This window comes from Streptomyces sp. NPDC001816, assembly GCF_042892235.1.
Taxonomy (GTDB): domain Bacteria; phylum Actinomycetota; class Actinomycetes; order Streptomycetales; family Streptomycetaceae; genus Streptomyces.
The window spans coordinates 134814-158890 of record NZ_JBIATY010000007.1 but is presented as its reverse complement, the minus strand read 5'-3'; the positions used below and the strand labels follow the sequence as shown (position 1 = coordinate 158890).

The 24077-nt window shown below is 69.5% G+C and carries 17 protein-coding genes and 8 pseudogenes; 11 read left to right on the top strand and 14 right to left on the bottom strand.

The window, feature by feature from the left end:
- Positions 1–566 precede the first annotated feature (566 nt).
- A complete protein-coding gene (locus tag ACFYZZ_RS25500; protein ID WP_389180161.1) occupies positions 567–1268 on the top strand; it encodes a methyltransferase domain-containing protein in 702 nt (233 codons plus the stop codon).
- 270 nt (positions 1269–1538) lie between these two features.
- Here the strand turns inward: ACFYZZ_RS25500 and ACFYZZ_RS25495 are convergent, their stop codons facing one another.
- The 4 genes and pseudogenes from ACFYZZ_RS25495 to ACFYZZ_RS25480 form a co-directional block, all read right to left on the bottom strand.
- Positions 1539–2456 (bottom strand): NADP-dependent oxidoreductase, encoded by a 918-nt coding sequence (locus ACFYZZ_RS25495; protein WP_359556751.1) that lies wholly within the window; start codon positions 2454–2456, stop codon positions 1539–1541.
- A gap of 547 nt (positions 2457–3003) precedes the next feature.
- Complete coding sequence (locus ACFYZZ_RS25490; RefSeq protein ID WP_389180158.1) at positions 3004–3135, bottom strand: hypothetical protein; 132 nt, start codon at positions 3133–3135, stop codon at positions 3004–3006.
- Between the two features lie 295 nt (positions 3136–3430).
- A pseudogene (locus tag ACFYZZ_RS25485) lies at positions 3431–3766 on the bottom strand (transposase family protein); the annotation flags it as partial.
- Between the two features lie 187 nt (positions 3767–3953).
- Positions 3954–4691, bottom strand: coding sequence for a hypothetical protein (locus ACFYZZ_RS25480; protein ID WP_389180155.1), 738 nt, complete (start codon positions 4689–4691; stop codon positions 3954–3956).
- 696 nt (positions 4692–5387) lie between these two features.
- Between ACFYZZ_RS25480 and ACFYZZ_RS25475 the strand changes: the two are divergent.
- Positions 5388–5591, top strand: a pseudogene (locus ACFYZZ_RS25475) (hypothetical protein); the annotation flags it as partial.
- 79 nt (positions 5592–5670) lie between these two features.
- Here ACFYZZ_RS25475 and ACFYZZ_RS25470 read toward each other — a convergent pair.
- From ACFYZZ_RS25470 to ACFYZZ_RS25460, 3 genes and pseudogenes are all read right to left on the bottom strand, one after another.
- On the bottom strand, positions 5671–6717 hold the full coding sequence (locus tag ACFYZZ_RS25470; RefSeq protein ID WP_389180152.1) for an SDR family oxidoreductase: 1047 nt from the start codon (positions 6715–6717) through the stop codon (positions 5671–5673).
- Between the two features lie 15 nt (positions 6718–6732).
- Positions 6733–7664: pseudogene (ligD, locus tag ACFYZZ_RS25465) on the bottom strand (non-homologous end-joining DNA ligase).
- Positions 7661–7972: a hypothetical protein gene (locus ACFYZZ_RS25460; protein ID WP_389180149.1), complete on the bottom strand. Its 312-nt coding sequence runs from the start codon at positions 7970–7972 to the stop codon at positions 7661–7663. Before ACFYZZ_RS25460 ends, ligD begins: the two are co-directional and overlap by 4 nt.
- A gap of 368 nt (positions 7973–8340) precedes the next feature.
- Between ACFYZZ_RS25460 and ACFYZZ_RS25455 the strand changes: the two genes are divergently transcribed.
- On the top strand, positions 8341–9018 hold the full coding sequence (locus ACFYZZ_RS25455; protein WP_389180146.1) for an endonuclease: 678 nt from the start codon (positions 8341–8343) through the stop codon (positions 9016–9018).
- Between the two features lie 596 nt (positions 9019–9614).
- Here the strand turns inward: ACFYZZ_RS25455 and ACFYZZ_RS25450 are convergent.
- Entirely contained in the window at positions 9615–9926 is a 312-nt protein-coding gene (locus ACFYZZ_RS25450; protein WP_389180143.1) for a hypothetical protein, read from the bottom strand.
- A gap of 555 nt (positions 9927–10481) precedes the next feature.
- On the opposite strand from ACFYZZ_RS25450, the gene ACFYZZ_RS25445 reads away from it, so the two are divergent.
- Complete coding sequence (locus tag ACFYZZ_RS25445) at positions 10482–14054, top strand: HAD-IC family P-type ATPase (RefSeq protein ID WP_389180946.1); 3573 nt, start codon at positions 10482–10484, stop codon at positions 14052–14054.
- Here the strand turns inward: ACFYZZ_RS25445 and ACFYZZ_RS25440 are convergent.
- Positions 14047–14922, bottom strand: a pseudogene (locus ACFYZZ_RS25440) (aminotransferase class I/II-fold pyridoxal phosphate-dependent enzyme); the annotation flags it as partial. The gene ACFYZZ_RS25445 and the pseudogene ACFYZZ_RS25440 sit on opposite strands and share 8 nt — an antisense overlap.
- A 312-nt stretch (positions 14923–15234) precedes the next feature.
- Between ACFYZZ_RS25440 and ACFYZZ_RS25435 the strand changes: the two are divergent.
- From ACFYZZ_RS25435 to ACFYZZ_RS25425, 3 genes are all read left to right on the top strand, one after another.
- Complete coding sequence (locus ACFYZZ_RS25435; RefSeq protein WP_389180141.1) at positions 15235–15591, top strand: PRC-barrel domain-containing protein; 357 nt, start codon at positions 15235–15237, stop codon at positions 15589–15591.
- A gap of 28 nt (positions 15592–15619) precedes the next feature.
- On the top strand, positions 15620–15790 hold the full coding sequence (locus tag ACFYZZ_RS25430) for a hypothetical protein (RefSeq protein ID WP_389180139.1): 171 nt from the start codon (positions 15620–15622) through the stop codon (positions 15788–15790).
- Between the two features lie 84 nt (positions 15791–15874).
- A complete protein-coding gene (locus tag ACFYZZ_RS25425; protein WP_389180136.1) occupies positions 15875–16207 on the top strand; it encodes a plasmid stabilization protein in 333 nt (110 codons plus the stop codon).
- A gap of 148 nt (positions 16208–16355) precedes the next feature.
- On the opposite strand, the pseudogene ACFYZZ_RS25420 reads toward ACFYZZ_RS25425, so the two are convergent.
- A pseudogene (locus ACFYZZ_RS25420) lies at positions 16356–17413 on the bottom strand (DNA topoisomerase IB).
- A 300-nt stretch (positions 17414–17713) separates the two neighbouring features.
- Here ACFYZZ_RS25420 and ACFYZZ_RS25415 point away from each other — a divergent pair.
- From ACFYZZ_RS25415 to ACFYZZ_RS25405, 3 genes are all read left to right on the top strand, one after another.
- The gene (locus tag ACFYZZ_RS25415) at positions 17714–18190 is read left to right on the top strand and encodes an SRPBCC family protein (RefSeq protein ID WP_389180133.1); all 477 of its coding nucleotides are present in this window, start codon (positions 17714–17716) and stop codon (positions 18188–18190) included.
- Positions 18191–18340: 150 nt separating this feature from the next.
- Positions 18341–18901: a hemerythrin domain-containing protein gene (locus tag ACFYZZ_RS25410; protein WP_389180130.1), complete on the top strand. Its 561-nt coding sequence runs from the start codon at positions 18341–18343 to the stop codon at positions 18899–18901.
- 222 nt (positions 18902–19123) lie between these two features.
- Positions 19124–19636: a hypothetical protein gene (locus ACFYZZ_RS25405; protein ID WP_389180127.1), complete on the top strand. Its 513-nt coding sequence runs from the start codon at positions 19124–19126 to the stop codon at positions 19634–19636.
- Positions 19637–19857: 221 nt separating this feature from the next.
- Here ACFYZZ_RS25405 and ACFYZZ_RS25400 read toward each other — a convergent pair.
- From ACFYZZ_RS25400 to ACFYZZ_RS25390, 3 genes and pseudogenes are all read right to left on the bottom strand, one after another.
- Positions 19858–20032, bottom strand: a pseudogene (locus ACFYZZ_RS25400) (CsbD family protein).
- A 209-nt stretch (positions 20033–20241) separates the two neighbouring features.
- Positions 20242–20484 (bottom strand): hypothetical protein, encoded by a 243-nt coding sequence (locus tag ACFYZZ_RS25395; protein WP_389180124.1) that lies wholly within the window; start codon positions 20482–20484, stop codon positions 20242–20244.
- A gap of 1172 nt (positions 20485–21656) precedes the next feature.
- Positions 21657–22193 carry a hypothetical protein gene (locus tag ACFYZZ_RS25390; RefSeq protein ID WP_389180121.1) on the bottom strand — a complete coding sequence of 179 codons (537 nt, stop codon included), beginning with the start codon at positions 22191–22193 and terminating at the stop codon, positions 21657–21659.
- Positions 22194–22577: 384 nt separating this feature from the next.
- Here ACFYZZ_RS25390 and ACFYZZ_RS25385 point away from each other — a divergent pair.
- Positions 22578–23113: pseudogene (locus ACFYZZ_RS25385) on the top strand (L-threonylcarbamoyladenylate synthase); the annotation flags it as partial.
- Between the two features lie 115 nt (positions 23114–23228).
- Here ACFYZZ_RS25385 and ACFYZZ_RS25380 read toward each other — a convergent pair.
- A pseudogene (locus ACFYZZ_RS25380) lies at positions 23229–23817 on the bottom strand (carbonic anhydrase).
- Positions 23818–24077: the final 260 nt, after the last annotated feature.

The window sequence follows — 24077 nt, the reverse complement described above, 5'->3', positions numbered from 1 at the left end:
AGCCGTGACGCCCAATGCCATGGTCACTGCCACGGCACACACCGTGCGTCGGACTGCGTTCATGTGTACCCCCCTGCGATCCCACCCTGCCGGCAGCGGAATATAGCAGCGCTCAGGCCCTCACTTGGTATGTCCGGCGAGGCATGTGTGGAGCCATAAGGCTGCATGAAATGCTGCCTGGTCTCGGGGCGTTCGACGAGGAGGCGGTTCGAGGTGGGCATTGGCGTGGAGCAAGGCACCGAGGTGGGGCGCCCTTCTCGTTCCCCCAGGATCAACCCAGCGGCATGCCGATTGAGGAGCGCTCGTCGCGATGGTCCCCGCGTTTTGCACCCAGCCCGTGTAGGGCGGAGTTGACTAGTCCGTCAGGTCCGTCTGTTGTCTTAGGAAAAGACGCGCAGCCGCTGCCGGCGCAGCCTCAGCGCCGGCCGCCGCCGGGCGCGAGCGGGCTGGTGACCTCAGCGATCTCCTCGCGGGACGGTTTGAAGCAGCGGCGGACGTTCCCCGGCTTCTGCGCGCCGGGGGGACTTTCACCGAGTCGGCCCGTCGCCGGGCGGCAGGCGACCAGGATGGGGCGCGTGACGACCAGCACCGCAGACCTCTGGCACCACTACGGCCGCGTCAGGGCCGGCAGTGACCCTGCTGTTCCCGGGACCTTCTACTGGAACTGGGGCCAGGACGCCGGGCCTGGCCCGGAGGTCCTGGGTGACCTGACCGGCCGGTGCGTGGGAGACCTCGGCGCCGGTGCGGCCCGGCACGCAGCACACCTGGCAGCACATCACCAGCCCGCCCGGGTTGACGCGGTCGACGCCTCACCGGCCCAGCACGCCATGGCGACCGACCTGTACGGCCACCTCGCGCCACGCCTGCGCATCATTGCGTCCGACGCGGTGTCCCACCTGCACGCGATGACCGGCACGTACGACGCCCTGTACAGCGTCTTCGGCGCCCTGGACTTCACCGACCCGCGCGCGCTGCTGCCGGCCGCGGCGGCGGCGCTGCGGCCGGGCGGGCGGCTGGTGTACTCCACGCTCGCCCACTACCTGAACGGGACACCGGCCCGACCTGACGCGGTGGCCGCCGACATCCCGGCGAGAACGCCGGACGGTGAGGCGACCACCATGCGCCGCTGGGTGCTCCAGGAGCCCGTGTGGACCAAGCTGCTCGACGAGGCCGGGTTCACCAGGATCACCGCCGACGTGCTCCCCGCCAGCACCGACGGGTCCCGCACTGCGGACACCCTGCTGGTGAGCGCGTACCGCCCGTCCTAGACCGGTTCTCGATCGCTAATCAGTACGTAACGGCTCCGGTCCGGGACGTTGCTACGGCAGTCGTAGATGCCCGGTGCGGGGCCCATGAGCTGTTCATTAGGCTGATGTTCGCCGCGTCCGACATGTCGATCTTTTGCGACCTGGGCTTTCTTGGTTGTCTCACGGCCGTGTCACCATGATCAGTCTCAAGTCCGTGGCATTTCCTCGTCCGACACCGGGCAGGTCAGCGGTCGTCCAGCCCACCACCGCTGTTGGCCCATTCCAGGGCGCTCAGGGGCGCACGCGAATGACGGTCTTGCCCTTGCGCCGCTCGGTCGGGTTGAGCGCAGGGACGGCGTCGTCGAGGGTCGCGACGGTTCCGATGTGCGTGCGAAGGCGCCCGTCCCGCACCCGGTCGACGATCTCCACCAGCTGACTCGGAACGGACTCGACGACGAAGTCGACCGCCAAGCCGTCGACAGGGCGAGCCTCAACAGGCCCGACCACCGACACCAGCGTCCCGCCAGGCCGGATGATTCTCGCCGAGCGCCTTTGGATGTCAGCGCCGATGACATCGAAGACCACGTCGACCCCGCCGATGTCGTCGAGATCCTCGGTGGCGAGGTCGAGGAACTCGTTCGCGCCGAAGTCGAGCGCCGCCTGGCGGTCCGCCGCCCGCCCGGTACCGATGACGTAGGCGCCGAACTCCCTGGCGAGCTGCGTAACCACGGACCCGACTGCGCCGGCGGCGCCGTGCGCGAGGACGCTCTGCCCCGCCTGAAGACGACCGTGCTGGAACAGACCTTGCCACGCGGTCAGGCCGGAGATCGGCAGGCTCGCACCCACCGTGAAGTCGACGTTCCCCGGCAGCGGCGCCAGGTTGCGTGCCTCCACGGCCGCGTACTCGGCCAGGGTTCCATCGCGGTGCCAGTCCGTGATCCCGAACACCCGCTGTCCCAGCGAGAGCCCCGTCGTGCCGTAGCCGAGGGAGGTGACCACTCCGGCGAACTCGTGGCCGATGATCGCCTGGGCTCGATCGCGACCGGCGCGATCGACCCACGTCGAGGGCCACTCCCACTCCGCGGGGACGAAGCCCGACGCATGGACTTCAACGACGACGTCGTTGATCGCCGGCGTCGGCTCAGGCCGCTCCGCGAGTGTGATCCCGGCTGCTTCCGCGGCCGGATCCGTCGCGACGATTGCCTTCACTGGTACCTCCGTATATCTCGTGCTCGCCGGCTCTGTGTGCCGCCCAAGCCATGGAGTGGGCTGATTAGCCCACAGAGGAACGGCAACAAGATCCGTCACCACAGACGGATGGACCACTGAAACGCGTCGAGTCCAACCGGAGCTCGACGAGCACCACACACCCAGGGCAGCAACACCCACCCACGCGCTAGTCTCACGGCGATGTCGTATACGACATCGGTACGACACGGCTCGTGCGATTACGACATCAGCCGTAAGACCCAACAGGTTCGGTGTAGAGACTCAGGATCCGTGTCTTGTCACGCTGCCGTGACCTGCGCCTTCTAGCGGTGTCTTATACCGTGGCCAGCCATCCAGTCTCACGAAAATGACCGTGCCCCCTGGCCGCTCTCTGCCGAGAGCGCCGAGGGCTGCGTACCGGTGGCTAGGGGCCTGTTCGGCGGATCGCGTCACAGGAAAGCAGCGGTGACTCATCGGCGCAGATGTGCGGCCCAAGCCCCGCGTCTGTGGCACGACCCGCTGGACAGGGCCCCAGGGCACTGGGCACTCACGACTTCTTCTTGTGCATCGTCCGTAGGTGCAAGTTGACCTTGACCTCCAGGTGCTTACCGTCCAGCCAGCTGCGCATCTGGGGAATGAACTCGTCGGCGCCCTGTTGGAGCCGCTGGCTGTCGTCCATCCACTTGCGGAGCGCAGGCGCGCCGTGGAGACTCTGAGCAGACCACCCACCGGAGCACTGCGTATCAGCACGGCCGTCACAGTCGCCGCCCTCGACTCAACTCCGATGCGCAGTCCGCGATCCGGGACACGTTGGCCCCGCTGACGACGCAACTGAGGGTCTACCACCGGCGGGTACTGACGTGGCTCTGTTCACGAGTGTGGTTCTGGTTCAACTTCTGTGACGCTGTCAGCGTCATCGTCGCTGCTCCAGTGCTCGGAGGGCCAGCCGTTCTTGGCGGCATTGGGGAGCGTCGGTATGGTCTATCCAGCAGCAGTGTGCCGCACAGGATCACGAACGCCTTGCGGGCGGCAGTCCGGACGGCGGTGGTGAGGTCGGGGGCGAGTGCCGCTAGGACCTCGACTACCTCGCCGATGTACCGGTAGACGGTGGCGATCCCGCCGCCGAACCCGGCTGCGAGCTGGGCGTAGGTGTGGCCGCACCGCATGTGGACCAGGACCAGCAGGGCCTGCCGGTCAGTGCCGAGCCGGAGCCACCGCGTCCCGCGCTCCCGGCGCCGGGCGGCCAGCAGGCCGGACAGGTATCGCAGGGTTGCGCTGGCCAGATCGATCCCAGATGAGTAGACAAGCACGTGAAGCTCCGGGCGGACAGGTTGATCTTGGTCAACAACCCATCTTCCAGGAGCTTCAATTCCTCCTCAACGTCACTCCCACACCAGCCGACCTGCTGCACAGCCAGGTTTGAAAACGCTCAAAGTCTCATACCGCCCTCTGACGCCAGGCGGCAGATTCCCGCGGAGACACCGAAGCCGAGGGGCCCTACCGAGGCTTGCGGTACGAGAACTCGGCCTTGCCAAGCCGCTTTCCCTGCCCGTCTGTCCGCACCATTTTCAGTTCGCTCACGGAACCCCTCAGCTTGGCGTGATACTGGTAGGACGTGTCGGTCGGCGCGAGCATGTGGCAGACCAGCTGATTACCGGAGACGGTATACAGACCGCGCACGTTGTCGGCTCGTGAGTTGTCGAAGCCGCGCAGCGCGGCCTGCGTGGCCTCGTGGAATTTCCGCGCGGAGCCGAAGCCATGACGGTAACTCACAGTGAATTCGAACACCTCGCCAGCATCAGTGAAGGACAGGCACCTGTCCACGTCGGCGGTAGGCATGGCGATGATGAACTCGCCACGCGAAGCGGGACGGCTGTACACCCCGTCCAGCCGCGGCATCACCTTGGCGCCGGCCCGCCATTCGTCGGATGTGTGCCGCGGGTAGCCGCGCGCCACGACGTTGCCGGAATCACGGGGCACACCGATGTATCCGAAGCTCCGGCACCGGGCCGCGATGTCGTAGACCCCGCAGGAAAGGCAGCTGAGCTCGTCGCACGCAAAGCGCACCAGCGGGACGCCGTGCATCACGTAGACATCATGCATTTTCCAGTACGACCGGAAGGCGTCGATCGGGTGACCGTGGTCGCACTCGACGAAGCGCAGCGGTGAGTCCTGCAGAGTTTCCCGGAACCGGTTCATCTCCGCCTCGGTAACCCGATACGGCAATGCAGCCATGATCCCCTCCCCAGGGCGCCGACCCCGCGACCCGAAAACGACTCTACCGATCGCGGAACCTGCTCGGGCGGAAGTCAGGCTGTTTGCCTGCCCGAAGCCCGGGTGAGCCCTCTTCGAACTTGCCGGCGGGCGACCACGCGGCCAGCGCCCGGCGGGACCCGGTCGATGTCGAGCCGGTGCTGCCGGCGCCGGGTAATAGGAGCCGGCGCGCGCGGACTACGGTGGCGAGTCTCCCTGGCCCTCATGCTCGCGTAGGAGTGCGTCAACGGCCACCAGGCGGTCCAGGCCGGAGACGGCTCGCGTCATGCACGGGTTCGAGGCGAACTCGGTGCGGTCGCGGTGGAACAGCGCCCAGTAGCCGCGGGTGTAGGGGCACGCCTGGTCGCTGCTGCAGTCGCCGCCGGTAGGCGCAGAGCCCGCGCATGTCGCTCATGGTGCTGATGAACGAGCCATCGGAGGTGTACAGCCTGTTCGTCATACGCTCGTCGTCGGCGTACTGCGACATGCCCACGATGTTGGGCAGCATGACCCGAGGCAGGTCGGAAAAGGCTCCCTACGTTGTTCTGCGGGACGTGGTGGGCCCGCGTATGGTTCATCCGCCCAGGGGCGTCGGGTGTGGTTCAAAAGGCTCTGCCGCAGGTGGCTTGCACTGATTGGCCGCCCGATGCCCCACGACGACCCGGCTGCCAATTAGGAATTGCGAATGATCGCTCTGCAGGGAGTCGCCAGCGAGGTCGTCCGTGGGAGGAACCAGGAGCACACCGCACGGAGGCACCACATGGCTGCGGCCGGCGGCTGCTGTCACGACGCGTCGCCAACGACGAACCCGAACTGCTCGAACTCCTCACCGACGTACTCATCCTGGGCAACGACGTGACCTGGGGCATCGACCTGGCCGACCTGATCGCCGCCCGCTGCACCCTCACCGGCGAACACCTCGCGGCGTACGTCGGCGCCTGACCGACGCGTGCGCCGCCAATCACCCACCGCGGCCCAGGAGGCGTCGCCGCGCGGCCCGGCCGGCCACGGCGCCGGCGGCAACTGCGAGCCCGGCCAGGGCAACCACGTCGTGATGGCGCGAGGCCCAAGCCTGCACCGTATGTGCTTTCGCGCGCTCATCGAACCGGCCGTGGGTGCCGAAGTCCCTGCCCTGTGAGCCGTCCAGCGGCTGCCACAGGTTGTGGCGACTGCCGGGCGGCTTCGGCTCGTCCGTCAGCTGCGAGGCGTAGCCGGTGCGGGCCAGGTAGCGGTCGAGCAGGCCGGGAGCCACCGCGTTGGCGATCAGCGTGCCCACCGTGCTCCCGCCGACCCAGTACTCCCGGCGGCGCGGATGATCGGCCGCGAACACGACGGCACGGGCGGCCACCTCCGGCTGGTAGATCGGTGGCACGGGCTGCGGCTGCCACCGCATCCGGGTCAGCGACCAGTCGAACTGAGGCGTGTTGACAGCGGGCAGTTGGACCATCGTGACCGACACCTTGCTGCCGCGGTGCAGCAGTTCACAGCGCAGCGCCTCGTTCCAGCCCTGAATGGCGTGCTTGGCGCCGCAGTACGCGGACTGCAGCGGGATGCCGCGGTAGGCGAGCGCCGATCCGACCTGCACGACGGCGCCGTGGTCGCGTGGCAGCATCCGGCGCAGCGCGGCCCGTGTGCCGTAGACGTAACCGAGATAGCAGACCTCGGTGACGCGGCGGAATTCCTCGGGCTCGATGTCGGTGAACTCCGCGAACACCGTGGTGAAGGCGTCGTTGACCCATATGTCGATCGAGCCCAGCTCACGCTCGGCCTCTGCCGCCGCGGCCTCCACCGCACGGGAGTCGGCCACGTCCACCACCAGGGGCAGCGCCGTACCACCGGCCGCGCGTACCTCTTCGGTCACCGCGTCCAGCCCGGTCCGGCCGCGTGCCAACAGCGCCACACGGTCTCCGCGTGCCGCGAACGCCCGCGCGCAGGCACGGCCGACGCCCCCGCTCGCGCCGGTGACCACGACGACGTGCGAGCGGTGCGGTGGGAAGGAATGTCTCATGCTCCGTTCCTTGGCTCACAGGAGGTCGTCGAGGCGGCGTTCCGCCTTCGTGAGGGGGCGTCGGCAGCGGCTCAGCCCCTTCCACGGGTCGCCGTACTTCTCGAGGCGCTCGGGGAGGGTGCGCAGCGTCCACTGCCGCGGGCCCAGCTCCGGCTCGTCGAGCTCGTCCCAGTCCAAGGGGGTGGCGACCGGGGCGTGCGGGCGGGTGCGTACGGCGTAGGGGCGACCGAGGTCTGGGCGTAGGCGTTGCGCTGGGTGTCCAGGTAGAGACGGCCCCGGCGCTTGTTCTTGCGTGGCTCGGTGGTCAGCCGGTCGCTGTGGCGTTCGGCGAGCACGTCGGCGACGCGCCGGGCGAAGTGCCGTGCGGTGTCGAAGTCGGTGCGCCGGTCGAGCAGGACCAGCAGGTGCAGGCCGCGGGATCCGGTCGTCATCAGCGCGGGGCGCAGCCCGAGTTCGCTGAGCAGGTCACCCAGCTGACGGGCGGTCCACCGTACGGTCTCGAAACCGTCGCCGTCGCCCTCGGGAGGGTCGAGGTCGAAGACCAGCCGGTCCGGACAGTCCAGGCAGTTCGCGGGGCTCAGCCACGGGTGCGGGGTGATGCAGGCCTGGTTGGCCAGGTAGACGAGGATGGCCGTGTCGTCGCAGACCGCCATGGTGAGGCTGCCGCCCTCCTTGGGCACGCGCACGGTGTGGACCCAGTCGGGGAAGTAGTCGGGAACGTCCTTGTGGAAGAAGGACTTTCCCCGGTATCCGTCGGGATAGCGCTCCATCACCAGCGGACGGTTCCTGAGGTGGGTCAGCATCGGGCGCGCGACGGTCCGGTAGTAGTCGACCAGTTCGGCCTTGGTGATCCCGTCGTCCGGGAACAGCTCCTTGTCGGGGTTGGACAACGGCACGCTCCGGCCGCCGACCCGGATCTCGTCCTTCGTCCTCGCTCGGGCACTCATGAGCTCTTCCTCGCTTCATCACCGGGCCGCTCCCGCACCACCTTCTTCGCGGGTTTGTCGGTCCGCAGCCCGATGAACCGCGGGTGGCGCAGCTTCCCGTCGTCCGTCCACTCCGTGAACCCGATCTCGGCGACGAGCTGCGGCTTCGTCCAGTGGGCGCCGCGCTCACGGGGGCTGTCCGCGAACGGGGAGCGGCCGCGCTCCAGGCGGTCCAGTCGTGTGCGCAGCCGCGTCGCTCGCCGTATCGCGGCGCGCTCGCCGGCGGGCACTCCGCCGAGCAGGTCCGTCACGGACGCGGAGACAGGCATTCGGATCCACCCCTTCCAGCGGGAGGGCGGCCACGTCTCGCGTCGGCGGCCCGCCCCGCTGTTCCGTACGCGGCCACGGGCGCGCTCCGATCCGCGCACCTGCGCGCGCCCGTAGCCTGCCCCGTGGCGGCGCGTGTCGCCGCCGACACGGTCGGGTGTGCGCGGCACGCAATGACCGCGTACTGCCGACCACGACGGCCGGGTACCCACGCCCGCACGGATGTACCGCCACGGATACCTGCCGCCCGCACCCCAGCGACACACCATGAAGCGGCAGTTCAACGGGCCGCATCGTTCGGACCCGGACGGGTAGTCGGGACACGACGTACCTCGACGGACCGGAGAGACATCGAATCGGTGACTGGGCGATGACTACGAAGACCGACAGGAAATCCGGCGGGAAGACGACCGACGCGGAGGACCGAGCTGTGGTACGCGCACTTCTCGACCGGCAGCGGCGCACCTATCCGGCCCAGGTCGGCATCCGCCTGCGCAACACCCCGGCGCCGCTGTACCAGACGCTCGTGCTCGCGATACTCCTCAGCGCCCGTATCCGGGCCGACATCGCGGTGGCGGCGGCCAGGGCGCTGTTCGACGCCGGGCTGCGCGACCCGCGGTCGATGGCGGACGCGTCCTGGCAGGAACGCGTCGACGCGCTCGGCAAGGGCGGCTATCGCCGTTACGACGAGCGCACCGCCACCCTGCTCGGCAAGGGAGCCGAGCTGCTGCTCGAACGCTACGACGGCGATCTACGCCGCCTGCGCGAGGAACCGGACCCGAAGAAGGCCCTGTTGGACGTACCGGGGATCGGGCCCACGGGGGCCGACATCTTCCTGCGCGACGTCCAGGGAGTGTGGCCGGAGTTCGCACCGTACAGCGACCGCAAGGCCCTGGACGGCGCCCGACGGCTCGGACTGCCGGCCTCGCCCGAGAAGCTGAGCGGCCTCGTCGCGGGCCGCGAGATGCCCCGCCTGGCGGACGGCCTCGTCCACGCGGCCCTCGACAAGCCGCTGGCCGACGAGGTGCTCGCCGCCGGGGCAGCGTGACAGACGACCGACGGGATCACTCCAATGCCAGGTCACTCGCACCGTCAGCCGAACGAGACGCAGGGAAGGGAACCGGAGTCTCCCGGTCCCGTCCCGCGTGACCCACCGCCCACGGAGGACATGCCGGAAGAGGTGAAGGAACCTTCCCCCGGCCCGGCGGAGCAGGGCAGAGAGGGCGCGGCGAAGGACGACGAAGTCCAGGAACCGCCGGACTGAGTCGACCCAGGTGACGGAACAGGCTCTTCCGCTGGGGCGCCGTCACCGCATGTTCACCTGGGCGCCATCGAACGTACACCTCAGGAGCACCCACGGCGCAGAAAAAGGCTGCATCGTCTGGTTTCGGACACCCGTACCCGAGTACAGAAAGTCAGCCGACATGGCCGAGATACTGGCAGCCGTGGCAACGAAGATCGCCGTTGCGCTCCTCGAAGCGATCGTCCTGCGCCTCGTATGGCAGCTGTGGTCCACTTACGCGCGCTCTCTGCGCACGGCCTTCGCACCGGCCGCCGCGTAACCCACCGGCGCCCGGCAGCGCTCACGCCACCGCGCGCCGACCCCCTACACCCGGACGCCTATGCCTGGGCGTCCGCGGCCTGCTACTTCTTCTCCTCCTCCCTCCGCCGTCCGCTGCGAATCAGCCAGGTGGCTCCGCCGACGGCCAGGGCCACCGGCCATTCCAGGGCCCCCGCCACGGCCAGCGCTCCGAGGCCTCCGTAGAACGCGAGGTCCTTGGCGGCGGGCGTACTGGGCAGTCGTGCCGTCGCCGCACGGGCCGTACTCGCCATCTCTTCCTTGGTGAGGTACGGAACCGGCACCGAAGGATGCAGCGTGCGCAGGTGCAGGTGCAGGCCCGCGCCGTCGCCCGCATGGGTTTCCTGTCGCGTCTTCTCCGCTGTCTTGGCGGCCATCCCCCTCCTCCCTTCATTGGAGTGGGTGTGGCGTGACTCTTCAATTCTCTCGCGCTTCCGGTGGCGTGCGCGCAGGGAAAGCGTTGCGATGGAAACGCGGGGTTCCGGTCCGATTCGCGCACGCGGAGCGAGCGCCGGACCGCAGGGAGCTGGTGATGCGCTGTGGCACTGCCGGGGCGCGGACTGCTGAGAACCGTGGTGTCGTCCGCGGCCGGTGTGCTGCAGGACGAGGCCCGGGTACGCGCACGGTTCTTCGGACGGCGCGCGCACGTCGCCGTACGGGGTCTGCGCCCCGGTGATCTGCCGGAGTCCGCGGCGAAGAAGCTGGCCGAGGACGTCGAGCGGCGTCTCGCAGCACTGCCCTCGGTGGACTGGGCCGTGGTGAACACCGTGCTTGGTCACGCCGTCGTCGGCGCCGCGGGCTCCTTCGAGGCCGAAACGATCGGGGACGCCCTGATCGAGGTGGTCGAGGAGGTGGAGGAAGCCCACGGCGTCGCGCACCCGCTGCCGGAGCACCCCCTGTCGGGTGGGACGGTACGCCGGTCCGCCTCGGCCATGGCCCTGCACGTGGCGGCCGCGCCCTTGGCAGCGCTGGCCGGTCTGACCGGTCGTACCCCCGTTCCCGCGGCCATGGCGGCGCTCGCCCCGCTCGTCGACGCCCACCCCCGGCTGCGCCGTCTCGTGGAGCAGGCCGTCGGCACCGACAACGCCGGAGTGCTCCTGGCCTCGCTCACCGCGATGGGCCAGGCGGGCTCCGGCGGGCTCGCCGGGGTCGCCGTGGACACCCTCCGGCACGCCCTGCGCGCGATGGAAGCCGACGCGGAGGCCGCCGCCTGGGCCGAGGCTGAGCCACGCCTGGCAGGCAGCGCCGAAGCGGGGGCCCATCGCGAGGCGCCCGCACCGCCGCCCCGCGAGGCGCCGCTGAAGCCGGGGCCGGTCGAGCGCTACGCCGACCACGCACTCGCCGTGGCGGCGGCGTCGTTCGCCGGAACGTTGCTGGTCACCAGGCGCCCCGGGCGGGCCCTCGGTGCGGCACTGGCGGCGATCCCGAAGGCGCCGCTGCTCGCCCGCGAGGGCTTCGCCTGCGCCTTCGGCCGGGGTCTGGCCCGCCGGGGCATCGTGGTGGCCGACCCCGAGGCGCTGCGCAGGCTGGACCGGATCGGCACCGTGCTGCTGGACACGGACGCGCTGGCCACCGGGTCCCATCGGCCCGCCGATCTGGTCGCCCTCGACGAGGACGCGCCCACGGGTGAGTTCGCCGCGACGGCCCACCGGCTCTTCGACGGCCCCGCCCCGGAACGCGTGCAGCGGGACGGGGAGTGGGTGCTGGGGCCCGTCGAGCGTCTGACGTTGCAGGGGCGTACGGGCAAGCGGGTCCGGGAGCGGCTGCGGCGAGAGGGTGCGCGGCTCGTGCTGGGCCTGGCCCACGGACAGCACCTCCTCGCGGTGATCAGCGTGCTGCCCGAGATGCACGCCGCCGCGAGCGCCTTCGTCCCGGCCGCCCACGCCGCCGGGCTCAAGGTCGTGACCGCGGGCGCGCACACCGCCGACGCGTCCGTGCGGGAGGCCGACGCGGTCGGTGCGGGAGGCGACCGGCTGCTCGAGTCCGTACGGGCCCTGCAGCGCGACGGCGACGGCGTACTGCTGCTCTCCCACGACCGGCGCGCGCTCCTGGCCGCCGATGTCGGCGTCGGCATCGCCGACCCGCAGGGGACACCGCCCTGGGGCGCGGACCTGTACCTGGACGGCGATCCCGCGGCGGCCGTGCTGATCGTGGAGGCCTGCCGCACCGCACGGGAGAGCGCGCGCCGGGGCGTGCGGCTCGCCCAGGCCGCGGCCGCGGTCGGCGCGACGGCGGTGCTGGCCGGACCCGTACGACGGCCGGCCGCCAGCGGCGTGACGGCGTTCAACGCGGCGGCCGCACTGGGCACCGCGGCCGGTGTCTGGGCTGCGCTGCGACTGCTGCGCCGGCCCCCGCCGCTGACCACGTCGCGGCAGCCGTGGCATGCCATGGACCCGGCCACCGTGCTTGCCAGGGCCGGTGGCAGCGACGACGGCCTCACGGCCGAAGAGGCACGGGCGCGGGCCACGACCACCGGTGAAGCGGCACCGACGACCTCGCTCGGCCGGGCCTACCTGTCCGAGATGGCGAATCCGCTGACGCCCGTCCTCGGCGCCGGGGCGGCCATGTCGGCGTCGGTGGGTGCCGTCCTCGACGCCGTCGTCATCATCGCGGTCACCGCTCTGTCCGGCTTCTTCGGCGGCTTCCAGCGGTACCGGACCGACCGCGCGGTCGCCCGGCTGCGGCGGGAGTCGGCCGTCATGGCCAACGTGCTGCGGGACGGGGAGGAGACCATCGCCCCCGCCGAGGAACTGGCAGTGGGCGACGTGGTGAACCTGAACCCGGGTGACGTGGTGCCGGCCGACGGACGCCTGCTGGAGGCGCACCACCTGGAAGTCGACGAATCCGCGCTGACCGGCGAGTCGCTGCCGGTGACGAAGAGCGTGGCGCCCGTTCTGGCCTCGGACCTCGGGGACCGTACGTCCATGGTCTACGAGGGCACCACCGTGGCGGCCGGCCGCGGCCGCGCGGTCGTCGTCGCGACCGGTACGGCCACCGAGGCGGGCCGCGCCGCGGCGGGCGGACGGGGCGCGGCGCCCACCGCCGGGGTCGAACGCCGACTGGCCCGGATCACCCGTACCACCCTCCCCGTGGCCCTCGGTTCGGCCGCCGCCGTGGTGGCGGCGGGCATGCTGCGCGGGCGCCCCGCCCGGGACACGGTCGGGGCCGGTGTCGGGCTGGCCGTGGCCAGCGTGCCCGAAGGACTGCCGTTCCTGGTCTCCGCCGCCCAACTCGCCTCCGCCAGACGGCTTTCCACACGCGGAGCCCTGCTCAGACACCCCCGCACCATCGAGGCGGCCGGCCGTGCCGACGTCCTGTGCTTCGACAAGACGGGAACCCTCACCCAGGGGCGGATCTCCCTCGTCGCCGTCGCCGCCGACGGCCACAGCCGCCCCCTCGAACGGCTCGAGGACGAACAACGCGCCGTCCTCGCCGCGTCGCTGCGGGCGACACCACGCCCCCACAACGGCGGAGAACTGGAACACGCCACCGACGGCGCGGTCACCGAGGGCGCCCAGGAGGCGCGCGTGAGCCGCAGCACGGCCGCGTCGGGCTGGCGGCGCACCTCCAGCCTGCCCTTCGAACCCAGCCGTGGCTTCCACGCGACGCGAGGCCGAAGCGGCGGGCGCCGGATCCTGTCGGTGAAGGGGGCACCGGAAGAGGTCGTGGAGCGCTGCGCCACCCGCGGCGGCCGACGCCTGGACCGCAAGGGCAGGAAGGCGATCCTCGCGGCGGGCGAGAAACTGGCGGCCCAGGGCTACCGGATCCTCGCGGTCGCCGAACTCCGGAACGCGCCCGGCGGCAAGCTCACCGACGAGGCGGTGGGCGGCCTCGACTTCCTCGGCTTCCTCGCGTTCGCCGACCGGGTGCGCGGCACCGCCCGCGACGCGGTGCGCCGACTCGCGGACGCCGGGGTACACATCGTCATGATCACCGGAGACCACCCCGGTACCGCCGAGTCGATGGCCCGCGAACTGGGCGTCCTGGACGGCAGACGGGTGGTGACCGGAGCCGAACTCGACGACCTGGACAACCGATCCCTCGACAAACTGCTGCCCGACGTCGGCGTCGTCGCCCGTGGCACCCCCGTGCACAAGGTCCGCGTGGTGCAGGCGTTCCAGCGCCTGGGCCGCACGGTCGCGATGACCGGCGACGGCGCCAACGACGCGCCCGCCATTCGGCTCGCCGACATCGGGATCGCGTTCGGTACCCGGGCCACCCCGGCCGCGCGTGCGGCGGCCGACCTCGTCGTCACGGACGACAGGCTGGAGACGGTGCTCGCCGCGCTCGTGGAGGGCCGCGCGATGTGGGCCTCCGTACGGCAGGCGCTGGCGATCCTCGTCGGCGGCAACCTCGGCGAGATCGCCTTCACCCTCCTCGGTGCGGCCGCCACCGGGACCTCGCCCCTGACGGCCCGCCAGCTCCTGCTGGTCAACCTCTTCACCGACCTCGCCCCGGCCATGGCCGTCGCCCTGCGCCCACCGCAGACGGAGACGCGTCGTTGACGTGGAAGCCAACGATCCCCTCGATGGCCGTGCGAGTGCGTGCGGCCAGTTCCAGGGCCCGGCCGATGAGTTCGTTGCCGTGCTGGACCATCTGACGGCGCCAGGCGTCGATGCCGGCGTAGAGCAGGACGTTCGGGCTGGTCGTTCCAAGGAGATCGGCCCGTGAGGCCAGTTCGGCGGGATCGATGAGGTCTCCCTGGAGATGGAAGACCGAGCCCTGTTCCAGGCCGCTGCCCATCTTGTGGATGCTGGTCACGCAGATGTCGGCGCCCGCGTCCATGGCCCACGTCGGCAGATCTTCGTGGAAGGGGAGGTGCGCCCCCCACGCCTCATCCACGATGAGCGGTTTGCCACGGCGGTGACAGACGTCGGCGATGCCCCTGAGGTCGGCGGCGGCTCCGTACGGAGTCGGGCTGGTGACCAGGGCGCCGTCGGCAATGTGCCGGGAGGCGTCCCATTGGGGCTCCACCCACACCGGCTCGACGCCGGACAGGATGAGGCCGGCGACCACCGACTTGTGCGCGTCGCGCCCGACAAGGAGCCGGTTGCCCGGGCAGGTCACTGCCAGCATGGCGGCCTTCACCGACAGTGAACTGCCGCACGTCGAGAAGAACGTGTGGTCGGCGTGCACCGCGTCGGCCATGAGGTTCTCGGCCCGTTCCAGTACCTGGGCACGCGTGAGACGGTCGTCCAGACCACCGTTGGCAAGGACGTCGCTATAGAACACGGCATCTCCCAGCACCGCCCGTGCGCGGGGGTCCGCGCCGCGTGCCTGCTTGTGGCCGGGCGGCGTGAATCCCAGCTCGTCGACGTCGTGATACCGGGCAAGGGCGTCGAGGACTGGTGCCTCATCGTGGTTCAGACGCATGCGTGAGCCGTTCCCGAAACCGTGGCATGCATACCAATCGGGCCGTCCGGAAGGGTGCTTGCTGCCGCATGCGTTGGATGGCTTCCGTGGGGAACTCGAGCCACGAACGAAGGCCGATGCGAGCGGGGGCGTCTGCAGGTGTCCGTTCCGCAGCAACCCGAGCAGCGACGCAGCCGCAAGGGCGGCGCCACATCACAGCGCCGAGCTCAAGACGCGGCAGACTCAGGCCACGGGTGGCCATGCCCACGGCACCGACAATGGCAGTAAGGGCGGAGGAGAAGGCACCGGCGTGCCGCCGGACCAGCAGCAGTCATGATCCGTTCAGCCGACATCCGCGAGTGGCGCAATCATGACATGGTCGATCTACAAGGCCACAAGATCGGCGTCCTCGAAGCAATCTATGTGGACACCCGCACTGACGAACCGGCCGTGGCGACCGTCCGCACGGGACTTCCCACCCGGCAGCGCCTGGTCTTTGTCCCCGTCGATGAGGCGGTTGTAGGACCGGGCTACGTCAAGGTCGCGTACCACAAGGGGCTGGTGAAGAAGGCCCCGTCCATGGGTATGGACGATGTCCTGCCCGCCGAGCGGGAAGAAGCGATCTTCCAGTGCTACGACATGCCCTACACCCCGAGTGCCAGCGGTGCACGACTACTCGCGCGCCGCTGATTACCAGGCCGGAGGAGGCGTTCCCGGTATGGCGTTGTTCCTGTTCCTGCTTCTCATGGCCGTCGTCCTCGGACTCATTGGCACGGTGGCGCACAGTTTGTTCTATCTGCTGATCATCGGCATCGTGCTCGTCGTGGCCGACGTGGCATACGCCTCCGTGCGCTGGTCCAGACGCTCGCAGCGGCGCGCTGTTCGCTGACGCGGACCCGTCGCCCTCCAGACAGTGCCATGCCTTCGCAGTACCAAGACGTGGGATCTCCATACTCAGGAAAGGAGAGACACCATGCCGGCAGGATCCAGTTCCAAGCGAGAGCGTCAGTACGAACACATCAAGAAGAGCGCAGAGGATCGAGGCGAGTCGACCAAGCGGGCCAAGGAGATCGCCGCGCGGACCGTGAACAAGGAACGCGCCCGCTCCGGCGAGTCCAAGACCGCGAGCCGCAGCTCGACCAAGGACAAGTCGTCCGGCCAGCGCGGTGGCCAGCGGTCCGGAAAGGGTTCCCAGGGCCCGACCTATGACCAGCTGTACAACGAGGCCAAGCAGCGTGGCGTCGAGGGTCGTTCGGACATGAACAAGGCGCAGCTGCAGCGCGCTCTGAACGCCAAGAAGAGCTGAGCCTTCGGGCTCAGCTCAGCGGCTGCCGGTGGCGGGTCAGGGCCTTTCGTGGCACAAGGCCTTACCCGACGACTGGTCGTTCCTGCTCGGCGAGCCGTGTGCTGCGCGTGGCGGCCGAGCTCCCGCCACGGTGTCGTGACACGCGGCACTACGCCAGGAGTTGTAGCACCGCCTCCTCGACGGGCCCCTGCGTGGCGGGCTCGCCGAAGCAGGCCCCGGCGCCCAGGCGATCGAGGGTCGGCGCGATGGTCCGGCCCTCTTCGAAGAGTTCGATGACCTTGGGGTTGATGTATGAGGCCCTGCATACCGTCGGCGTGTTTCCCAGGTAGACGGCCACCTCGCGGACGGCGCGGGTCACGGCGCGCCTGCGGGCGGTGCCGGATTCAGCGGCCACAGACGTGGAGACGGCCAGTGCCACGGCCGCGAGCACGGTGGCGTGCCAAGTGCGGAAGTCCTTGGCCGTGAGGTCGGTGTCCGTGTGCTCGTGCAGGTAGGTGTTGAGATCGTCCGCTTGGACTTCGTGCCAGGCGCCGGTCCGCCAGTATGCGAAGAGGCGTTCTCCCCCGCCCCCGCGGCGCAGCAGAGCACGCAGGACCTGGCAGACCGAGTCCTCGCCGAGAGTCCGCGACACGTCCTTGGCGTTCTTCGACCGGTAGGTGAACCGGATCTCGCCGCGGCGGCACGAGGCGTGCTCGCGCAACAAGGTGGTGAGTCCGTATGTCTCGTTGTCACGGCGGTAGGACTCACTGCCGATCCGGAAAAATCCCAAGTCAAGCAGGCGCGCCGCACAGGCCAGCACGCGCTCTCGGCACAGTCCCCGGGCGAGAAGGTCCTTGGTCAGGTGCTCCCGCAGCAGGGGCAATGCCGGGACCACTTCCAAAACATGCCCGTGCTTGGCCGCCTCCTGCTGCTCGCGGAACCGCGGGTGATACTGGTACTGGCGACGTCCCGCGGCATCCGTGCCGGTCGCCTGGATGTGACCGTTGGCCGTGGGGCAGATCCAAACCCCCTCCCACGCAGGCGGCACGGCCAGTCGGTGAAGGCGCTGCTTCTCCTCGTCGTCGGTGACGGGGCGTCCGTCCGGGCGACGTAGCGGAACCCTCGGCCGCAGCGAATCCTGGTGATGCCCGGCCCGTGGATGTCGCTGGTTCGCAGACGCGCCTTCTGCCGTGGGCCGTCGGCCGGCTGCGCGCGGCTCACAGCCATGACCCCTCCTTCGTCCCGAGGCAGCACGCCGGAGCACTCCGCGCGACCCCGGCCGAGCTCCCGGAACTCGGTCATCACCCGGCGAGTTCCCCGCGCGCGCCGGTCGAAGCTCCACGGCGGCCCATCTGGGAAGCCAGAGCGAACGCGACTGACGCGGTCAGTCGATTTCAAGAATGTCCGCCGCGTCTGATTGATGAGGTGTGGAGAGGTCTTCATGCCGCGCTGTCGGGTACTCGGTCTCGAGCAGACGCCCAGGGGTTCTGGCAGCCCCGGCGTTCGACCGTTGACCAGGAGGAAATGATGAGCACGGTCAAGGAAGCAGTGGACGTCGAGGTTCCCGTCCACACGGCGTACAACCAATGGACCCAGTTCGAGGAGTTCCCGCAATTCATGGAGGGCGTCGAGGAAGTCAGGCAACTCGACGACCGGCACAATCACTGGACCACCAATATCGGCGGGGTGCGGCGCGAGTTCGACACAGAGATTGTCGACCAGCTCCCGGACGACCGGATCACCTGGCGGGCCATCGGCGGTGACACCCGGCAACGGGGATCGGTCCGGTTCCAGCCCCTGGACGACACACACACCCGGGTGGAGCTCACGATGGACGTCGAGCCCACCGGTGTCGCCGAGAGGAGCGCCGACATGCTGGGTGTAATCGATCGGCGCGTCAAGGGAGACCTGCGCCGATTCAAGGATTACGTGGAGCACCGCGGTGGCGAGACCGGTGCCTGGCGCGGACGTATACGGCCCGAAGACCCCGGCTCACCTCTCTGACACCTGGAGAGGGACGTTCACGCGCAGGAGGCCCGCCTGATCGGGTGAAGCCCACATGCGCAGTCACACATGGTCCATGCAGAGAGGAATCAATGTCTGTTGGGCGGGGCAGCCCCGGCCCTGACACGACTAGTGAGAGGCGGATGCGCGATGGGACATGGCGGCAATGTGCTCGAGGAGTTGATGTCCGACCATCGGGAGGTCGAGGAGATCTTCGGCAGGATCGAAGCGACGACCGGCGGAGGGCAGGCGCTGCGTGATCTCGTGGACGAGGTGACCATCGAGCTGGTGCGTCACTCGGTCGCCGAGGAGCAGCACCTCTACCCGGCCGTGCGCGAGCACGTCGAGGGCGGTGGCCGGCTCGCGGACAAGGAGATCGCGGATCACGGCCGGGTCGAGAAGCTTCTCAAGCAGTTGGAGAAGATGGACGCCGACGACGCCCAGATGCGCCCGCTGCTGCAGCAGCTCATGGACGAGGTGTCCGCCCACGTACGGGACGAGGAGAACAACCTCTTCCCGATGCTGCGCGAGGCTTGCTCCTCCGAGATGCTGGACGATCTCGGGGACAAGGTCCGCCGGGCCAAGGCCATGGCCCCGACCCGTCCGCACCCCTCTGCCCCCACGACCCCGCCCGCGAACAAGCTCCTCGCCCCGGGCGCGGGGCTGGTGGACCGGGCTCGCGACTTCGTCACGGGCCGCGGCAGGTCCTGACACCGGCAGGGCCGTCGGCGGCCACGACGGTCTGGCTCCGGGGTCGGACCGCCCCCCTTCTGTCCGACCCCGGTGAACCCACACGCTGTGACGCGGTTCATTCCAGCTTTCCTACCAGCTGCTTACGCTGTTGCCATACGAGCGGGGCAGCGTGGCTCCGCGCAACAGCTCGCGGAACCGATCAACCGGACACAGGCGAGCAGGTACCGAGGGACAACCGTCGTGTCCGAGGATCTGACACCCGTCATAGCCGCCTCCACCCGCTGGCTCCTGGCCGCGTACCCCGCCCCCGCGGGCGCGCTCAGCCGGGCGCTGGCCGAGGCTCAGGCGCGGCAGGCCGCCACGCTCGCGGCTTGCCTGCGCTATCCCACGAGCATGGATGTGCAGCTGCTTCATTTGCTCGCACCGAGCGGGTCCCAACGGTTGGACTGGCTCACTGGATGCGACCCACACCCTGACGACTCCGCCTGGCGGACATGGGTCGACGAAACAGTCGTCAGCTGGGCGGCCTGCCTCCTGGCCGACCCCGCCCTGGCCGCACGTGCCCAGCAGGCCCTCACCGCAACCGGGCACCATGCCGAAGCCGGCAGACTGCAGCGGCTGACCGACCCCAGCGGCCGAGACACTGAAGCCGCAGCCCTTCTCCGTCATCCTGACCTACTCGAAGGCGTCGCCGAACTGCACCGGCCTCAGCTCGTGGAACTGCTCAGTGTCGACAGCGCCGAGCTGCCGTGATCCCCCCAACGTGGCGGCGGAGCCGAGGCTGAGGCGCACAGCGAGGGAATAGAGGCTCGGGCGGCCTCGTCCCAGATCCTTGCAGCGCGCACCTGCGGGAGGACGTCGAGTGGGTGCAGGCCGCGCCCAGAGGGAAAACGCGATCTTGAGTCGGGCACCTGGGGGTAAGGAGCAATAAGGCCCCATCCAGCGAACGGGAACCCCACCAGGTGTCTCACTGGTCAGCTCTTGAAGGCGTCGTTTGTCTTCTCCTTCGCCTGGCGGACATCACCTTTGGCCCTCTCGGCCTTGCCCTGGCCTGTCATCCCCTGGTTGCCGACTGCCTGGCACGGCCGTCTCCTTGGCCTTGCCTCTGGCCTGATCCATCTTCGCCTTGGCCTTGTGGCCTCCAGCCACCGTTGCTCACTCCTTGTCGCACTCGACCAGGGCGTCCCTGCACCGTGTGGTTCTTGGCTGCGCACGTAAACATGAGCGGCGTTTAGGGCTCTCGACCGTACCCAAGGGAAGGTCGCCGGAACGAAGGGGAGCTCCCAGATCTTCGCCGTGGTTGGCAAGAGGCAAGCACGGCAATCCCGGCGCTCGGGCCGTCCTCATCGACGACGCCGCTACTCGACTGCCGGATCCTCCTGCGCGTGGCGCGCGGCCCTTTTCACTGCCTGCTCCACCTCGTACCGGCCCTCGCCGGACTCATCTGCGTGCTTGATGATCGCCGCCTGCACCAACTCGGACGCCTGGTGCCACGTGCGCCACTGCTCGTCGTACTCGTCGCCCGTGAGGACAGCCGGCTTGGCCCGCTTGACTTGGGCAGATTGTTCTAGGTTGGTCAGATTTTTCGATATGTCGGCCATGCCGTGATCTTAAAGTCGCTTCCACGACCTCGGCGGGCGCTCGCTGCGGCTGAAGTCGCCCTTGATCGGATCTGTGCGGAGAACCGGATCGGGTCCGCCTTCGCCTACTGCCGACAGATGGTTGGCCACTTCGGAGCGGCGCCGCCCCCTTGCTACCAGATCCACATCCCGCCGAGGGCAGAAGCCCGGCCGCTCTAGTCGACGCCGAGGGCGGCCTCGGGGCCCCGCTTGAATCGGAGTCCAGCGGGATGACGAAGCGGTGCTCCCCGAAGTGCAGGGCGAGGATCCGGTCCGGATCCAGTTCATAGCCGTCGACGGTCTTCCCGATGTAGCAGCGCATGAGCTCCAGCGACTCCGTGCGGGAAAGTGCCACTCGCGGCCCCCCGTACACCCCCAAAGGGGCCCGCAATACCGGCCCGTCGAAGTGCAGTTCGACGTAGTCGCGCACGAAAGACACGACACTGACCTCCAAGCCCATGGGTAGCTGGAGCGGGTCGTCCGAGTCGTTCGCGATGTTCGCAGGCCCATGATGCCAGAAGACCTCCGCCCGCCTGATCACGCATCCGCCCACTGGCCGACTCGGAATCGGAAGGGCCAACTGCCGGTCGACGGCATAGGCGCGATGGGATCGCTCGCCCCAAAAATCGAACACCTGATTGAATCTGGCCGTGAGTCTGATTCCCGACGACCTCACCACGCACAAGAGGAGTGGCACGCCACCTACCGGCAGCTCGCCGCATGCCCGGGCACTGCGCTGCGACGGCGGCTCATCCACCTGTCGGCGGAGGCGGTGTTCTACCCGGGGCAGGGCAGCCGATCGGGACCGTGGGCGGCGCTCCAGGCTGCGGGAAGCGGAGGAAGGAGCTGACGGTGAGCTGCCTCATCCCGACCGGGGATGGTGTGCGCGATGTCCCTGCTGCCTCCTGACCCTTGCCGGATCGGTACCCACCGTCACAGGAGTCATCTGCGAGGACGCCTCACCGTCGCCGACTTCGACCATGGAGCATCGAGGACACCGACCCACCCGGCGGCTTCAACGCGTCGGAGATCGCGCAGCTGGTAACGAGGCCACCGCCCTGATCACCGACTGCAGCGGGGAAGCAGCGTGATCTGGGTCGCGCCGCCCACTGACGTCGGCGAATCCGGGCCCGATGGCGCCAGCCTCTCGTACCTCAGTCGCTCCGCAACGCCGTCCTGGCCTGTCGGGTACGCCATTCTTCCAAGACGCCCTGCTGCCGGTGGGCCCGTTCCAGGAGCGTGTCGAGTTGCTTGGCGTCCAGGCGCTTCTCGGCCGGGGTGAGGCCACGCAGTGTCTCCCATCCTGCCGCCTTGCCCTCCACGGCTGTCCGCATTGCCTCCAGCTCCAAGAAGGTGCTGAGCGGCGAACGCCGCACCAAGCGGCCGTTGCCCTTCAGCCGGGCCATCTTCTCTGCTGCCCAGCCGGCGCAGATCTTGTACCGGCGCACTGGGAGACCGAGGTTGCGCATGATGCCGAGCAGAGCCTCGCGGTCCTGGGCGATCTCGGCGCTGACAGGGCCGAGAGCGTCGGCGAGTGCCGGGTCGCGGGCCGAGCGCACCAGATGGCGGGCCCGTTCGGTGCCGGCGGTGGCGCCGGCCAGGTGGTCGTTGAGGTAGATGCCCAACAGGGCCAGGTCAGCGCCGCGGGTGTCTTCCAACTGCGGCGTTCCGGAGCGTGGTCGATCGTTCATCACGTGTTGCCTTCCACCGCTCGCCGGGAGACGGGGCCGGAGCCCCGCCGCTTTCTGTAGCGGGTACCCCCAGCCAAGCCGCACGCACCGTGATCGTGGCACGCGCACGCAACGGCCGTTCGCGCCACCCTCTGTCATGGGCGAGAGCTGGTCGGACCGCTGTTCGCCCACGACCGGAAGGTGTCAATGGCCGACTGCGCAACGTGTGACATCTCGCTGACCGCGTCACGAGGCAAGACGCGCGTTCCCGCCAGCACCGGGACCGGTGGGTGCCGCCGTCCCGGTCGTTCTCACGCCGTCAGCCCGTACCCGGGAGGATGTCCCTCTCGGCCTGACCGTCAGCACGGCACACCTACAGCGCGGCTCGCGATCGACAACACCGACCTCGCACTGCTGTCGGCTTTCGGCGGCGCGTCACGGCCGCGCCCGCCAACCGCTTCGGCCTAGCCCCCACTACGGCGAACGAAGTCCGTGCGGAGTTCGGCGGTGCCGACGTCGTGCTGGATGGCGGTCCCTGCGAGGTCGGTGTCGAGTCGACCATCGCCGACGCCACGGAGGAGATCCCGAACATCCTGCGGCCCGGCGGGGTCACGCGCGAGGACCTCGAAACGGTGCTGGGGTACCCGCTCGCGGTCCACTCCAGGTCTGTCCGGGTGCCGGGCCAGCATCCGTCGCACTACGCGCCGCGTGCGCGGGTCGTCGTCGAGCCGGAGAACGTCGTTGTCCGAAGCGGAGCCTCGCGCAGGGGGGCTGGGGCACCGCGTGGGCGTCGTCCTTCCCCTCCTTCGCCGAGGTCCCGGTGACGGCGCAAGACATGGTGGCGGTCGCCGGTTCGATGGCTGCCTACGCGCGCGGGCTGTACGAGTCCCTACGCGAAACTCGACCAGCGGGGGTGCGACCTCATCGTCGCGTCCTTGCCAGTTCCATAGAAGATCAAGCGGTGAACCCGATGGATTCCTCATGCACGTATCACGGCAGCCATGGCCGTCAGGACGCGGCGGGGACCGCCGCATCGAGGCCACGGGCCGCATCGAGCTACACACTGCCGTCGGCCAAGCGGTAGTACAGACCCACCACGGCGGCCGGCCCAGCAGCGACCTTCTCGGCGAGCACCCGGGAGCGGTCCAGCAGCAGGTCAACGGTGTGCCGTATGTGCTCGGCGAGGATCTCCTCCGGCTCAACCCGTCCGGCCGCCCGCGCCGCCAGCACGCTGGGTGTCACCCGCTCGACGAACGTCCCGGACGTACTCCATGCCGTCCTCCAGAGCAGCGCACGCCGCGCCGACCGCGTCGCACGAGTCGTGACCGAGCACCACGACCAGCGGGCAGCCGAGCACGTTTATCCCGTACTCGATGCTGCCCATCACTTCCGCACCCATGACCTGGCCGGCGGTGCGGACCACGAACAGGTCGCCCAGGCCGCGGTCGAAGATGATCTCGGTGGCTGGCCAGCCGGGACTCGGAACACCCGAATAGCACGGCGAAGGGCTGCTGGGACGCCGCGATCTCGGCGCGGCAGGCGGCGTCCTGGTTCGGGTGCTCGGTGCGCCTGTGACGAAGCGCTGGTTACCGGCCAGCAGCAGCTCGAAGGCGTCGCGGGGCGTCGGGCTCTCGATCTCGATCATGGCCGCAGCCTACGAGCCGGCACCAGCCGTCGCACCAACGTTCCCGCCGGAGCTCGCCGGGTCGGGCCACGCTACGGACGGCTTGGGCACTACCCCCAGGCGCCGGGCCAGGGCGGCCTCGATGCCGAACCCTCAGCGCGCGGCGCAGCCGCCCTGCCCCGTACGGTCAGTGGTCCAGAACCCTCTGTTCGTCCTCCACATCCGCACAACGAGCAAGGCCCCCCATGGCCGTCGGGACGACAGCGTGCGGCGCTTCAGGT

Bases quoted from the DNA above. Each gene is read 5' to 3' on its own strand.
- ACFYZZ_RS25500 (WP_389180161.1), top strand. From the start codon at position 567: ATGGGGCGCGTGACGACCAGCACCGCAGACCTCTGGCACCACTACGGC.
- ACFYZZ_RS25490 (WP_389180158.1), bottom strand. From the start codon at position 3,135: ATGGACGACAGCCAGCGGCTCCAACAGGGCGCCGACGAGTTCATTCCC.
- ACFYZZ_RS25480 (WP_389180155.1), bottom strand. From the start codon at position 4,691: ATGGCTGCATTGCCGTATCGGGTTACCGAGGCGGAGATGAACCGGTTC.
- ACFYZZ_RS25470 (WP_389180152.1), bottom strand. From the start codon at position 6,717: ATGAGACATTCCTTCCCACCGCACCGCTCGCACGTCGTCGTGGTCACC.
- ACFYZZ_RS25460 (WP_389180149.1), bottom strand. From the start codon at position 7,972: ATGCCTGTCTCCGCGTCCGTGACGGACCTGCTCGGCGGAGTGCCCGCC.
- ACFYZZ_RS25455 (WP_389180146.1), top strand. From the start codon at position 8,341: ATGACTACGAAGACCGACAGGAAATCCGGCGGGAAGACGACCGACGCG.
- ACFYZZ_RS25450 (WP_389180143.1), bottom strand. From the start codon at position 9,926: ATGGCCGCCAAGACAGCGGAGAAGACGCGACAGGAAACCCATGCGGGC.
- ACFYZZ_RS25445 (WP_389180946.1), top strand. From the start codon at position 10,482: ATGGCCCTGCACGTGGCGGCCGCGCCCTTGGCAGCGCTGGCCGGTCTG.
- ACFYZZ_RS25435 (WP_389180141.1), top strand. From the start codon at position 15,235: ATGATCCGTTCAGCCGACATCCGCGAGTGGCGCAATCATGACATGGTC.
- ACFYZZ_RS25430 (WP_389180139.1), top strand. From the start codon at position 15,620: ATGGCGTTGTTCCTGTTCCTGCTTCTCATGGCCGTCGTCCTCGGACTC.
- ACFYZZ_RS25425 (WP_389180136.1), top strand. From the start codon at position 15,875: ATGCCGGCAGGATCCAGTTCCAAGCGAGAGCGTCAGTACGAACACATC.
- ACFYZZ_RS25415 (WP_389180133.1), top strand. From the start codon at position 17,714: ATGAGCACGGTCAAGGAAGCAGTGGACGTCGAGGTTCCCGTCCACACG.
- ACFYZZ_RS25410 (WP_389180130.1), top strand. From the start codon at position 18,341: ATGGGACATGGCGGCAATGTGCTCGAGGAGTTGATGTCCGACCATCGG.
- ACFYZZ_RS25395 (WP_389180124.1), bottom strand. From the start codon at position 20,484: ATGGCCGACATATCGAAAAATCTGACCAACCTAGAACAATCTGCCCAA.
- ACFYZZ_RS25390 (WP_389180121.1), bottom strand. From the start codon at position 22,193: ATGAACGATCGACCACGCTCCGGAACGCCGCAGTTGGAAGACACCCGC.